Consider the following 12218-nt stretch of genomic DNA (forward strand, 5'->3'; position numbering starts at 1 on the left):
AAATCCAGCATGCTGACCCATCCCACGCTCGACCTGCTGCAAAATCTCGGTCTCCACGGCATGGCCAAAGGCTTCAAGGAGCTTGATGCCCAGCCCGAAGCACGCAGCCTCGAACATGCCGAATGGCTGGCCCTGCTCCTGGAACAGGAGAAAACGCAGCGACAGCAAAAGCGGTTTGAGAGCAGAGCTCGCGCCGCCAAGCTACGTCATGCCGCTTGCGTCGAGGATGTCGACTACCGTGCCATCCGCGGGCTCGACCGCACGCTCTTTCTAAAACTCGCCGCCGGCGACTGGATCCGAGCGAGGCATAATCTCCTCGTCACTGGGCCATGCGGCGTCGGCAAGAGTTGGCTTGCTTGCGCCCTCGGCCACAAGGCCTGCCGGGACGACTTCGCCGTTGCCTACCATCGCGTCCCGCGTCTGTTCGCCGCTCTCGCACTGGGACGCGCCGACGGACGCTATACCAGGATGCTGCGGGCGATCGCACGACTTGATCTGCTGATCCTGGACGACTGGGGACCAGAACCTCTCGACGCCGACCAGCGCCGTGATTTGCTCGAAATCGTCGAGGATCGATACGAAGCCCGTTCGATCATCGTCACCAGCCAGCTGCCCGTCGATCGCTGGTACGAAATCATCGGAAACCCCACCATCGCCGACGCGATCCTCGATCGCCTCGTCCACAATGCCTACCGCATCGAACTCAAAGGAGAGAGCCTCAGGAAGCAGAAGCAACCCGCTCAAGATCAACCGGTCTCTTGACCTTCCCAGCCCTCGACGACATCATGAAATTGACCCATGCGAACGACGCCACGGGTGGCCGGCTTCAGATCGGAATACCCGGCCGGCTTCGAATTGGAATGCATGGCCGGCTTCGTTGGAATCCACAAAGGGATGCGCGGCGGGGACAAGCGGATCGAAGAGCTGGCGCCACAATGGTCGATGACGCCATTCGTTGAGGCCGTACAGGCCATGCGCGGCGTCGCCTTCATCGTTGCCGTGACGGTGGTTGCCGAGGTCGGCGACTTCTCCCGCTTCGACAATCCCCGCCAGTTGATGGCCTTTCTTGGCCTCGTGCCGTCGGAGCATTCGAGCGGCGCCACCATCCGACGTGGCGGTATCACCAAGGCCGGCAACGCTCTGGCCAGGCGGGCTCTGATCGAGGGGGCATGGACCTATCGGATGCAAGCCCGCGTCAGTCGCAAGCTCCATGACCGTAACGAGCGCCTGCCACAAGCTATCCGCGATATCGCCTGGAAGGCCCAGGTCAGGCTGTGCGCCCGCTATCGCCGCTTGTCGGCGGCCGGCAAACCCAAGGTGATCGTCACCACCGCCATTGCACGCGAGATGGTCGGCTTCCTTTGGGCGATCACTCGTCAAGTACAACTCGGGCCGGCCGCCTGAAGAGCGCTGCTCGACCATATCGGTGCCCAGGGCAGGAGGCAGGGCGCGGTGGGGAATCCTCGCGGCCTGTTATGAGCCGGCATTGTCGACGCCATCAGGGTAACATTCGCAGATGCGGCAATACGAGGGGTCAAATTTCGATCCGCATTCACACACGCACTCGCATTCAAGGCCAAGGTGGCGTTAGCGGCGATCAAGGATCAAGGGCGAGATGACGCTGGCCCAGCTGGCTGAGCATTTCGACGTGCATCCGAACCAGATCACGCAGTGGAAGTCCCAGCTTCAGGAAGCGGCGGCCGAGGTATTTGGTCCTGGCGGTGGCAACAGAACGAGCGAGCCCGCGGTGGACGTGAAAACGCTGCACGCCAAGATCGGGGAGCTGACGCTTGAGAACGATTCCTAAGAAACGGCAGCAGCATCTACTTTCGGCTCCAAGGGCTGGAGAACAAAGCCGAATGCCTTGGCACGCCGCTGCAAATTGTTGACCACTCGCGTCCGGTAGCGCGTCTCGTAGGACGAGGCCCCGGGATCGACATAGTCCATTCCGTATCGCACAGCATTGTAGAACAGAACTGCGATCTTCCGGGCCGTGGCGGTCACGGCCTTGGTCTTGCCAAAGCACTACTGCCGCTTCACAGCATAATGGCTGATCAGCCGTCGCAGTTTTCAGTTTCCGCCGCTGCGGTTGAACCAATACCTCGCTCAGGCAGTTGCTTGATCCTTCGATCTGGATGAAGGACCGCGTGGTCAAGCAGCAGACGCCGCTTCACAGACTGAGGCCGCGTTTGTTGAGCACCGTGTCCCTCAGAGCACCCTTGATCTCGCGAGCGATGTCCTTGCTGACCTGGGGTCCGAACTCCCGCTCGGCATCCGCAACGACATCGGCCTCAGCGCCGATCAGTCCCGCTTCAACGAGCTTTTGCTTCAGTCGGCCCGGGAACTCCTCCTCCAAGGCATCGGCGAGCTTTTCCTCCATCGTGGCATGGTGTTCCGGTTCAATGCGGAGCACCACATCGTCCCAAGGTTTCCAGTCCGTCGCCAAATAGTCGGCGAACCCCGTCGCCTCCTTGCTCCGCACAGACGTCTCAGCCCTGTCAATGTCTTCCTCGGTGAGGTGAGAGTCGTAGAAGTAGTTCATGTCCGGGGCGATGTGCTGCAGCCCCAGCCGCTCGCGCAGCGTGGCCTGATAGGCAAGGTAGACCTCGATTTCGTCGACGTTGTTGATGGTGCCGCCTGCGCGTTTCGCGGGATCGTGAGCGCGGATTTCAGGGGATCGTGAGCAGAGATTTCAGACGATCGTGAGCAACGATTTCGCGGGATCGTGAGCAAGGCTTTCGGAGCCTTGCAGCGCTTCGGCCGACAACTCAACCGGCTTAGGGATGACCTCGTGGTTAACGAGGAAGTCCAATGCCTACCCAGAGATTGTCGATGCGCCGGATCAAGGAAGTCCTTCGGTTAAAACATTTTCAAGGCCTGCCAGAGCGGGCCATCGCGCGGAGCGTGGGCGTCAGCAACGGCGTTGTGCACAGCTACCTGAGCCGCGCCCGCTCTGCTGGGTTGAGCTGGCCGCTTCCGGAGGGAATGACCGATGAAGACCTGGAGCTTTTGCTTTTCCCGGCCCCACGACCAGCGTCTCAGAGCCCGCAGCGGCCGGTGCCTGACTGGAGCTACATCGATAAAGAGCTCCGCCGGCGCAACGTAACCCGTCGCCTGCTCTGGGAGGAGTATCGCGCCGTTAATCCCGACGGTTTCGGGTACACGTGGTTCTGCACTACCTACGAGGCCTGGAAGGGGCGGGTCCGACCTTCGATGCGGCAGATTCATCTGGGCGGCGAGAAGGTGTTCGTGGATTTCGCCGGCGACACCATCGACATCGTCGATCCCCTGACCGGGGAAGTGCAGCCGATGAAGCTGTTCGTCGCGGCGATGGGCGCTTCGAACTACACCTACGCCGAGGCCTGCCCCAGCGAGAGCTTGGCCGACTGGATCCGGGCCCACGTCAACTTGTTCACGTTTTTGAGCGGAACGCCGACGTTCGTGGTCTGCGACAACCTCAAAGCCGCCGTCAGCAACCCCGACCGCTACGATCCCGGCCTCAATCGCACTTATGCCGAGATGGCGAGCCATTACGGCACGGCCATTCTCGCCGCACGGCCGCGGCGCCCAAAAGACAAGGCGAAGGTCGAGGTCGCGGTGCAAATCGCCCAGCGCTGGATTCTGGCCCGGCTGCGCAATCAGCGCTTCTTTTCCCGGGCCGAGCTCAACGCCGCCATCAAGACACTCGTCGACGAACTCAATGCTCGTCAAATGCGTGGCTTCGGCTCAAGCCGCGCCGAACTGTTTGCCGAACTCGACAAACCCAAGCTAACCCCGCTGCCAGATCAGCCTTATGCCTTCGCACGCTGGAAGCGCTGCCGCCTCGCTCCCGATTATCATGTCGAGGTCGACGGCCATTGGTACTCCGCGCCGTATCGTCTGATTGGCGAGCTGGTCGATGCCCGTATCGACGATCGGACGGTCGAGATCTTCCACAAGGGCCAGCGGATCGCCAGCCATGCCCGCGCGCCCAACCGACGCGGACACACCACCATCGCCGACCACATGCCCAGCGCCCATCGCCGCTACGGCAAATGGACCCCCGCCGCGGTGATCGCCGCCGGCGAGCGGATCGGTCCTTCGACAGCAGCGTTTTTCCAGGCCGTGATCGACGCCCGCCCCCATCCAGAACAAGGCTTTCGAACCTGCCTTGGCATTCTGGCGCTCGTCAAAAGCTACGGCGCCGAACGCCTCGACGCAGCCTGCCGGAGGGGCATCCTCATCAAGGCGCGCTCCGTCGCCTCGATTAGATCGATCCTCCAGAACGGCCTCGATCGCACGTTCTTCGACGAATCTTTCGAGCACCAGCCCCTGCGCCACGGCAACATCCGCGGACGCGACTACTTCCACTGAAGCAAGGAGAGACCCGGCATGCTTAACCACCCAACCCACGAACGGCTGATCGAGCTTGGCCTGACCGGAATGGCCAAGGCCTTCGAGGAGCAGCGCCGATCGCCCGATCTCGAAGCCCTGCCGTTCGAAGATCGCATCGGCCTGTTGGTCGACCGCGAAGCCGCCGAACGCGACACCAGGCGGCTCACCACGCGCCTCAAGATCGCCGCACTGCGCCAGACTGCTTGCGTCGAGGACGTCGATCTGCGCACCCCGCGGGGCATCGACCGCGCCGTTTTCGCCAAACTCGTCGAAGGTCGCTGGATCGATCGCCACGAGAATTTGCTCGTCACCGGGGCAACCGGCCTGGGCAAAAGTTGGTTAGCCTGCGCGCTCGGCCACAAGGCCTGCCGCGACAACCGATCAGTCCTCTATCATCGCGTTCCAAGGCTGTTCGAGGCGCTCGCGCTCGCGCGCGGAGACGGACGTTACGCCCGGCTCCTCAAAAGCCTCGGCCGCGCTCAGCTTCTGATTTTGGATGATTGGGGACTATCGGTGCTCACCGCCGCGGAACGCCGCGATCTGCTCGAAATCCTCGAGGACCGCCATGGCCGCGCATCCACCATCGTCACAAGTCAGCTCCCCGTGGACACCTGGCATGGAGCCATTGGGGACCCCACGGTCGCCGACGCCATTCTCGATCGCCTCGTCCACAACGCCCACCGCCTCCAGCTCACCGGAGAAAGCATGCGAAAACGCAGCGCCAAAACCATCACCCTTGACGGCCAACCAGAACACTGACTCTATCTCCCATCGGCCGTAGCGGGCTGCTCACGATCGTCTGAATTCAGTGCTCACGATCGCGCGAAATCGATGCTCACGATCCGTGAAATCCGGAGCTATGCGGGAAACTGGGTGATGACGGAATGAGATAGGCGGCGTATCGAGGCGGGTGTCGAGCCTGACGGCGCACGAAGAGCTTGGATGCACTTTTGCCGGTTCTGTACCTGCGAGGCATCTCGACGGGCGACTTCCAGGAGGCGCTGGCGGCGCTCTTGGGCAAGGATGCGCCGAATCTTTCTCCGGCGGTGGTTTCCAGACTGACGACGGAGTGGCAGCTCGAGTACGAGCGTTGGCAGAAGCGCGATCTGTCGGCGCGCCGGTACGTATACGTGTGGGCGGACGGCGTCTTCCTGCAGGCTCGCATGGAAGACCACAGCGAATGCATGCTGGTGCTGATCGGCGCGACGCCGGAAGGCAAGAAGGAACTCATCGGCTTCCAGGTCGGCGTGCGCGAGAGCACGCAGAGCTGGCACGAACTGCTCGTCGAGGCGAAAACCCGAGGGCTGAAGATCGCCCCGGAAATCGCCGTCGGTGACGGCGCGCTCGGCTTCTGGAAGGCGCTCGACGAGGTCTTTCCCGCCACGCGACATCAGCGGTGCTGGGTGCACAAAACCGCGAATATCTTGAACAAAGTCGCAGTGTCGGTACAGGCCAGCATGAAGAAGGACCTGCGCGAGGTCTATTTGGCGTCCAACCGAGCTTCGGCCGAAGTGGCGATCGATGTCTTTGCCGAGAAATACGGAGCGAAGTACGACAAGGCGGTCGAGTGCCTGACGAAAGATCGCGACGCAATGCTTGCGTTCTACGAATTCCCCGCCGAGCATTGGGACCACTTGCGGACGACGAATCCCATCGAAAGCGTGTTCGCGACGGTCCGGCACAGAACGGTGCGCACGAAAGGTTCGTTATCGTCAACGACTGCCAAGTTGATGGTGTTCAAGCTGCTCTGCGCCGCATCAAAGACCTGGCGGCGGCTGAAGAGCTATGGCTGATTTTGGGTGACGCGGCCTGATCAGGCGGCGTGGCTTTCAGTGTTCGGAATGACTTCGATTCCGTCGATGAACTTTACACCGGCGATGACTTTCGGCAACTGGTTCGTGCTCTTCAATCGCCGCCAGGTCTTCGATGCGGCGTCGATGAGCTTGAACACCATCAGCTTCGCAGTTTGTTGCGACAGCGATCCCTTGGTCCGCACCGTTCGGTGGCGCACCGTGGCGAAGACGCTCTCGATCGGGTTCGAGCTGCGTAGGTGGATCCAGTGCTCAGCAGGGAAGTCGAAGAAGGCGAGCAGCGCATGGCGATCCTTGATCAGGCACTCCACCGCACGTCCGTATTTGACGTGGTATTTCTCGACGAAGACGTCGATCGCGGTTTCAGCTTCGGCCCGGTGTGGGGCCAGATAGATGTTCCGCAGGTCGTTCTTCATGGGGCCCTGCACGGATTTGGCGACCTTGTCGAGTACGTTGCTCACTTTATGGCACCAGCATCGTTGGTGCCGCGTGCCGGGAAAGGCCTCGTCCAGTGCCTTCCAGAAGCCGAGGGCGCCGTCGCCGATGGCGAGTTGCGGGGCAATCAGAGCTGGCCCCGGTTGTTTGGACAGCGCCCCGCTGGATTTAAGTGGATTCCTGCCGGGTTATGCTGAACGCGGGGCTTTACGGTTTTGTCGTTGCGTCGGGAGGGCGTAGCCCGACCAGAGCGACGACAAAACCGTCGGCGACGGTCATGCGGCCATCACCATAGCTTGCGTGCCGAAGTAAGCCTCGTCGGGCGTGCGCCCGTCAAGGCTCGAGTGAGGGCGTCCCTGATTGTAGAAGGCCAGATACTTGGCAATTGACGCTCGCGCCTCGGACACGCTGTCGTAGGCGCGGAGATATACTTCTTCGTATTTGACCGTGCGCCAGAGCCGCTCGACAAACACGTTGTCGCGCCAGGCGCCCTTGCCGTCCATGCTGATGGCGATCTTCGCGTCCAGCAGCACATCGGTGAACTCGAGGCTGGTGAACTGGCTGCCCTGATCCGTGTTGAAAATCTCGGGCCTGCCGTGCTTCGCCAACGCCTCCTGGACCGCTTCGACGCAGAAGGCCGCCTCCATTGTGATCGAGACGCGATGGGCCAGGACCCGTCGGCTGAACACATCGACGACCGCCGCGAGATAGACGAAGCCACGCCGCATCGGAATGTAGGTGATGTCCATTGCCCACGCATGGTCGGGCCGCTCGATCTTCAATCCGCGCAACAGGTACGGGTAGATCTTGTGACCCGGAGCCGGCTTGCTCGTGTTCGGGCGACGATAGACCGCCTCGATCCCCATGCGCTTCATCAGCGTCGCGATGTGGCGGCGACCGGCGTATACGCCCTCCCGCCGCAGCAACGATCGCAGCATACGCGCTCCCGCGAAGGGATAATCGAGATGCAGCTCATCGAGCCGACGCATCAAGGCAAGGTCCTCGGCCGAAACTGGCCGAGGTTCATAGTAGACCGTGCTGCGAGCCAGCTTCAGGACCTTCGCCTGGCGCACGATAGAAAGATCATGATCGCGGTCGATCATCGCTTTGCGCTCAGCAGGCCCGCCTTGGTGAGCGCGCCGGACAAAAAATCGTTTTCCAACGCCAGCTCGCCGATCTTGGCATGTAACGCCTTCAAATCGACCGGCGTCTCGGCCGATGTCTTGTCATGCCCAAACACGCCGGCGGCGCCTTCCAGGAGCTGGTTTTTCCAGATCGTGATCTGGTTCGGATGAACATCAAACAGTTGCGCCAGCTCCGCCAGTGTCTTGTCGCCTTTGACCGCAGCCAAAGCAACCTTCGCCTTGAATGCCGGAGAATGCGTCCGGCGGCTCTTCTTCGTCATCTTCGCTCCTGATTCGCAGCAAGAATCCTCGCCGCTGTCAGGCAGAAAATCCACTCAAGCTACTGTCCGAATTTGCGGGGCCAGCTCTATCCGTAACCCGCGTTGCCGCAGGTCGATCAGGAGTTCGCGCCAGCTCTGCGCGCTCTCGCGCACGCCGACCTGGAAGCCGATCAGCTCCTTCTTGCCTTCCGGCGTGGTGCCAATCAGCACCAGCATGCATTCGCTGTGATCTTCCATGCGGGCCTGCAGGTACACGCCATCGGCCCAGATGTAGACATAGCGACGCGCCGACAGATCGCGTCTCTGCCAGCGTTCGTACTCGACCTGCCAATCGGCCTTCAGGCCGGCGATCACCGAAGGCGACAGGTTCGGCGCATCCTTGCCGAGCAGCGCCGAGAGCGCCTCCTGGAAGTCGCCGGTCGAGATGCCGCGCAAATAGAGGACCGGGATCAAGGCATCCAGGCTCTTCGTCCGCCGCGCCCATAGCGGCAGGATTGCCGAACTGAAGCGGAGGCGGTCGCCTGGCCCGCTCGCTCCGCGGTCGCGGACCTTGGGACGAGCGACCTCCACCGGACCGATGCCGGTCGCAATCTCGCGCACCGGACCGTGCCCATGTCGGACCAGGCGCGCTCGACCGTCGGGCAGCGTCAGATTGGCCGTGCTGGCCAGAAACGCGCCAACCTCGATCTCGATCGCCCTGGCAAGCAGGTCCCGCGCGCCGGCACGAACGATATCGGTCAGTGGATCATCAACCGCGGACGGCTGACGGAAAGCAAGAACATTGGTAGTCTCGGTCATGGCGTATCGCTCTCCTCGAGAGGTTCTGGCAGGCTCGTCACCCGCCTCGATACGCCGCCTTCCTCACACCGTCATCACCCAGATTCCGCCATAGCTCGCGGCTGAAAGGCACAAATCAGTTGCCGAAGGTCGTCGCAGGTGTCAGATTCGAAAACGGCATCGAGGTCATCCAAGTGCCGGAAAACCACGCCGCCTGATCGCCTCGTCACCCAAAATCCCGCATAGCTCATGTCTATCTCGCGGCGGTCGTCGATGTGTTCAGCCGACGGGTCCTGGCCCATCGCGTCTCGATCACAATGGAGGCGGCCTTCTGCGTCGAAGCGGTCCAGGAGGCGTTGGCGAAGCACGGCAGGCCCGAGATTTTCAACACGGATCAGGGCAGCCAGTTCACCAGCCTCGAGTTCACCGATGTGCTGCTGGACGCGAAGATCGCCATCAGCATGGACGGCAAGGGCGCCTGGCGCGACAACGTGTTTGTCGAGCGGCTCTGGCGCACGGTCAAATACGAAGAAGTATATCTCCGCGCCTACGACAGCGTGTCCGAGGCGCGAGCGTCAATTGCCAAGTATCTGGCCTTCTACAATCAGGGACGCCCTCACTCGAGCCTTGACGGGCGCACGCCCGACGAGGCTTACTTCGGCACGCAAGCTATGGTGATGGCCGCATGACCGTCGCCGACGGTTTTGTCGTCGCTCTGGTCGGGCTACGCCCTCCCGACGCAACGACAAAACCGTAAAGCCCCGCGTTCAGCATAACCCGGCAGGAATCCACTTAAATCCAGCGGGGCGCTGTCCAAACAACCGGGGCCAGCTCTACCTTTGCTCCCGAGGGGCCCAAAAATCCCCCCTGGTGCCACCAAGGAGTATCGCTGAGAAGGACTGGAAGCGCCTACCAGCACCAGTGGGTTGTCGCGCCCCCGCGTGCATGCCATATTAAAGTGATCGGCCTGCAACTGTTCGAGCTGGCTCCGACTCATAGGAGTAACCGCCGTGCCTAGGACCGAAGTGGTAGCGGCAATCCAAGCATTCACGGACTACGTCCGTAGGCCAAGCCATACACCGGCAGAAGACACGTACGCGCCACAGCGAACCGAAGAGCAGTTGGCCGATTGGCGATCCCGGGTTGAAGTTATCTGCTCAAAAATGGACGCGGTGGCGGATTGCCCCCTTTCGACCTTATCCGAATTCGAGGCGCTCAGACGCGAGATGGGGACAGATTTTCCCGCAACGCCACCCGCTTTACTCAGCCGTGTAGCGGACGCATTTTTACGCTGTGGGTCGGCGGATGCCGGCCCCTTAATCAGGACGGGGCCGGATGATGCCTAGCGCATTCTCGCTGCACAAGATCGACGAAGCTATACGCGACCTCGAAGAAAAAGTTGCTCACGGTGCAGAAATCAGCCGCGAGGAACTCGCGAGCGGCATTCTGCGGATTACGAAGCGTCTTCGAGATGAACTCGAAGCCGCGCTCAAGGTAATCGATAGCCTCAAGGATCACACCGGGCTCACGGTGGCAGCCGCGCCCAAATAGATGACCGGTTATCTGCGAATCCCAAAAGCCCAGCCTTGCGAACGCCGTCGTGCTGTTCTTCATGCGGTCGCGTGTTCGGAGGCGGCGGTCATCAGCCGCAGCAGCAGGGCGGTCGGCCGACGCAGCGACATTCGATCGCAAGGCAAAGCCCCCAAACGCTCATGGCGGGATCCTTTCAGGTTTTCCGCAGTATCAAAAAGGTGCCGTCGCTGTGCGCCTCGATTGCCCACTCGCCGCCGTAAACCTCGCGCATCCCTTGGGCGATCAACAGTGCGCTCTCGAGCGGACAGAGGCCTTTGCATGCCTCGGCGAGGTCGGCTGCGATAGCCTCGAGCTCGCGATCAGGTCGTTTGCGCGTCATTGATCGGGGGCCTTTCGGGGTTGTTCCGGTCCTCACGCGCATCGCCGCGAGCGCTGTCGTCTCTCGCTGCCGTTGCAGTCGGAAAAGTGGATTCTCGGTGCCTTCTGCGTCGACGCCAAATGCTCGAACAGGTTTATCGAAGCAGGAACGATATCCTGCATGTACTGCAACTTGAGCTACCAGCCTAGGGGGTAATGGGCAAACTGGCGTCGAAGCTCATTCAGTCTTTCAAGATTGCGGAGATCCTATCCAACAAATTTTGGAACCGGGGCATCGAGCAGTTCTGCACGCTGGATCCGCTGCAGCAAATTGTTGAAATCGGCCATTCTTTGCCGGCGGCGCTCTGGCGTCGGATTTGCCAGCCAGGCCCGGTTTTGCTTTTGCGATTCCGGATAAAGCGCGCCGCAGCCGTCGGTTCCGGAGAGAGCGAGCACCATGGCTGCCTGGACCGCGTTCTTCAGCGCGAGGATCACCCACTTACATGCCCGTCGATGTTGGTGTCGCCTGTACCGTCTCTAGTTTCTCGGCGGCCAGCTCGATTTAGCCCTTTGCGCAGGCGTAGCGCGGTCGCACCGTCTCGATCACACGATACTGGGCGGCCATGACATCGAGACGGCGGGAGCGATCCTCGCCGATCTGGACCATCCGGCCGCAGCCGCAGGGACACTCGAGGTTCTCGGGTTCGATCACCTGCTCGATGCGCGGCAGGTGCGCGGGAAAGGCACGGGCAGCGCGCCTGGTCCGGCGGCTGGACGGCGCCGTGCCGGCGCGGCGCGCACGATCGTCCTGGCGTTCCTGGACTTCGGCGATGGCAATCTCGATGTCCTCGAGAACCAGTTGCATCTGATCGGGATTGAACTTCTCCGAGCGTTTACCGAAACGTGCGCGCTCGTACTCCTTCACGAGCAGTTCGAGGCGTTCGACGCTCTCTTTGGACGCAGCCAGTTCACTCTCGACATGAAGGCGCGCCGAGCATTCATCGTCTGCGCGACGACGCTCGGCTTCAATCATCGCTTCCTGCGCGCGGAAGAGCGCGCGCAAATCGGCGGGCAGCGCTGCAAGACGGGCGGGATCAATGGGGGACGGCGGCACATCCGCAAGCTATCATCCCAAAGCCCCGCGCGAAACAGGTTGTCGGGTCTGAGTCAGTTCGCCGCAGCTGGCGTCGCGACAATCCGTTCGCCCACTCGCTTCCAGTTCAGCCCTTCAAACGAGGGGATTGAGGAATGTCCCTGATAGTGAGTCTGACGAATCATTTCCGGAGGTGGTCGAGGTTCGGGACCCCCACCATCCTTTGTGGGGGCGCTCATATCGAGTGATTAGGAAGATCGGTCAGCGAGGCCGAGGCATTCCCGCTTCGTATGAAGTTGAGTATCGCGCAGGAAGCAGTCTTCTGATTCAAGCAACCGCAATCGAATATTATGAGCAAGAGGCAAATCAGATTAAGCTGAGTATGGAGGCTCTACTCGAGCTTTTATCGACAGCGGATTGTCCCGACGCACAT

The 12218-nt window shown here is 61.4% G+C and carries 8 protein-coding genes and 8 pseudogenes; 7 read left to right on the top strand and 9 right to left on the bottom strand.

The features are described from left to right. Positions 1-9: 9 nt before the first annotated feature. The 3 genes and pseudogenes from istB (ABIF91_RS00325) to ABIF91_RS00335 all read left to right on the top strand — a co-directional run. Positions 10-762, top strand: coding sequence for an IS21-like element helper ATPase IstB (gene istB / locus ABIF91_RS00325; RefSeq protein WP_038943657.1), 753 nt, complete (start codon positions 10-12; stop codon positions 760-762). A 147-nt stretch (positions 763-909) separates the two neighbouring features. Beyond that, positions 910-1404: pseudogene (locus ABIF91_RS00330) on the top strand (transposase); the annotation flags it as partial. A 120-nt stretch (positions 1405-1524) separates the two neighbouring features. Further along, positions 1525-1801, top strand: a pseudogene (locus ABIF91_RS00335) (transposase); the annotation flags it as partial. Positions 1802-1803: 2 nt separating this feature from the next. Here the strand turns inward: ABIF91_RS00335 and ABIF91_RS00340 are convergent. Both ABIF91_RS00340 and ABIF91_RS00345 read right to left on the bottom strand, forming a co-directional pair. Beyond that, positions 1804-2019 (bottom strand): annotated as a pseudogene (locus tag ABIF91_RS00340) (IS110 family transposase); the annotation flags it as partial. 151 nt (positions 2020-2170) lie between these two features. Beyond that, positions 2171-2668: an NEL-type E3 ubiquitin ligase domain-containing protein gene (locus ABIF91_RS00345; RefSeq protein WP_424578688.1), complete on the bottom strand. Its 498-nt coding sequence runs from the start codon at positions 2666-2668 to the stop codon at positions 2171-2173. A 143-nt stretch (positions 2669-2811) separates the two neighbouring features. Between ABIF91_RS00345 and istA the strand changes: the two genes are divergently transcribed. The 3 genes and pseudogenes from istA to ABIF91_RS00360 form a co-directional block, all read left to right on the top strand. After that, positions 2812-4353 (top strand): IS21-like element ISFK1 family transposase, encoded by a 1542-nt coding sequence (gene istA, locus ABIF91_RS00350; protein ID WP_060907903.1) that lies wholly within the window; start codon positions 2812-2814, stop codon positions 4351-4353. Positions 4354-4371: 18 nt separating this feature from the next. Continuing rightward, positions 4372-5133, top strand: coding sequence for an IS21-like element ISFK1 family helper ATPase IstB (istB, locus tag ABIF91_RS00355; RefSeq protein ID WP_011090937.1), 762 nt, complete (start codon positions 4372-4374; stop codon positions 5131-5133). 164 nt (positions 5134-5297) lie between these two features. After that, positions 5298-6155, top strand: a pseudogene (locus ABIF91_RS00360) (IS256 family transposase); the annotation flags it as partial. Positions 6156-6187: 32 nt separating this feature from the next. On the opposite strand, the pseudogene ABIF91_RS00365 reads toward ABIF91_RS00360, so the two are convergent. The 3 genes and pseudogenes from ABIF91_RS00365 to ABIF91_RS00375 all read right to left on the bottom strand — a co-directional run. Next, positions 6188-6748, bottom strand: a pseudogene (locus ABIF91_RS00365) (transposase); the annotation flags it as partial. A gap of 147 nt (positions 6749-6895) precedes the next feature. Then, positions 6896-8025, bottom strand: a protein-coding gene (locus ABIF91_RS00370) for an IS3-like element ISRj2 family transposase (protein WP_129557670.1) whose coding sequence is annotated in 2 segments (ribosomal slippage) — positions 6896-7773 and positions 7773-8025 — 1131 coding nt in all. Because the reading frame shifts where the segments join, the coding sequence is not laid out codon by codon here. 69 nt (positions 8026-8094) lie between these two features. After that, positions 8095-8823, bottom strand: a pseudogene (locus tag ABIF91_RS00375) (transposase); the annotation flags it as partial. A gap of 230 nt (positions 8824-9053) precedes the next feature. On the opposite strand from ABIF91_RS00375, the pseudogene ABIF91_RS00380 reads away from it, so the two are divergent. Next, positions 9054-9491 (top strand): annotated as a pseudogene (locus ABIF91_RS00380) (transposase); the annotation flags it as partial. A gap of 631 nt (positions 9492-10122) precedes the next feature. Here ABIF91_RS00380 and ABIF91_RS00385 read toward each other — a convergent pair. The 4 genes and pseudogenes from ABIF91_RS00385 to ABIF91_RS00400 form a co-directional block, all read right to left on the bottom strand. After that, positions 10123-10416: a hypothetical protein gene (locus tag ABIF91_RS00385; RefSeq protein WP_284282704.1), complete on the bottom strand. Its 294-nt coding sequence runs from the start codon at positions 10414-10416 to the stop codon at positions 10123-10125. A 112-nt stretch (positions 10417-10528) separates the two neighbouring features. Next, complete coding sequence (locus ABIF91_RS00390) at positions 10529-10714, bottom strand: hypothetical protein (RefSeq protein ID WP_028154395.1); 186 nt, start codon at positions 10712-10714, stop codon at positions 10529-10531. Positions 10715-10959: 245 nt separating this feature from the next. Next, complete coding sequence (locus tag ABIF91_RS00395; RefSeq protein WP_035696668.1) at positions 10960-11187, bottom strand: hypothetical protein; 228 nt, start codon at positions 11185-11187, stop codon at positions 10960-10962. A 70-nt stretch (positions 11188-11257) separates the two neighbouring features. Further along, a pseudogene (locus tag ABIF91_RS00400) lies at positions 11258-11755 on the bottom strand (IS66 family transposase zinc-finger binding domain-containing protein); the annotation flags it as partial. Positions 11756-12218: the final 463 nt, after the last annotated feature.

It is taken from the genome of Bradyrhizobium sp. USDA 241, assembly GCF_049739505.1.
In the GTDB taxonomy this organism is placed as follows: Bacteria; Pseudomonadota; Alphaproteobacteria; order Rhizobiales; family Xanthobacteraceae; genus Bradyrhizobium; species Bradyrhizobium liaoningense.

Coding starts and splice junctions, on each gene's coding strand:
- istA (WP_060907903.1), top strand. CDS start 2,812: ATGCCTACCCAGAGATTGTCGATGCGCCGGATCAAGGAAGTCCTTCGG.
- istB (WP_038943657.1), top strand. CDS start 10: ATGCTGACCCATCCCACGCTCGACCTGCTGCAAAATCTCGGTCTCCAC.
- istB (WP_011090937.1), top strand. CDS start 4,372: ATGCTTAACCACCCAACCCACGAACGGCTGATCGAGCTTGGCCTGACC.
- ABIF91_RS00385 (WP_284282704.1), bottom strand. CDS start 10,416: ATGAAGAACAGCACGACGGCGTTCGCAAGGCTGGGCTTTTGGGATTCG.
- ABIF91_RS00390 (WP_028154395.1), bottom strand. CDS start 10,714: ATGACGCGCAAACGACCTGATCGCGAGCTCGAGGCTATCGCAGCCGAC.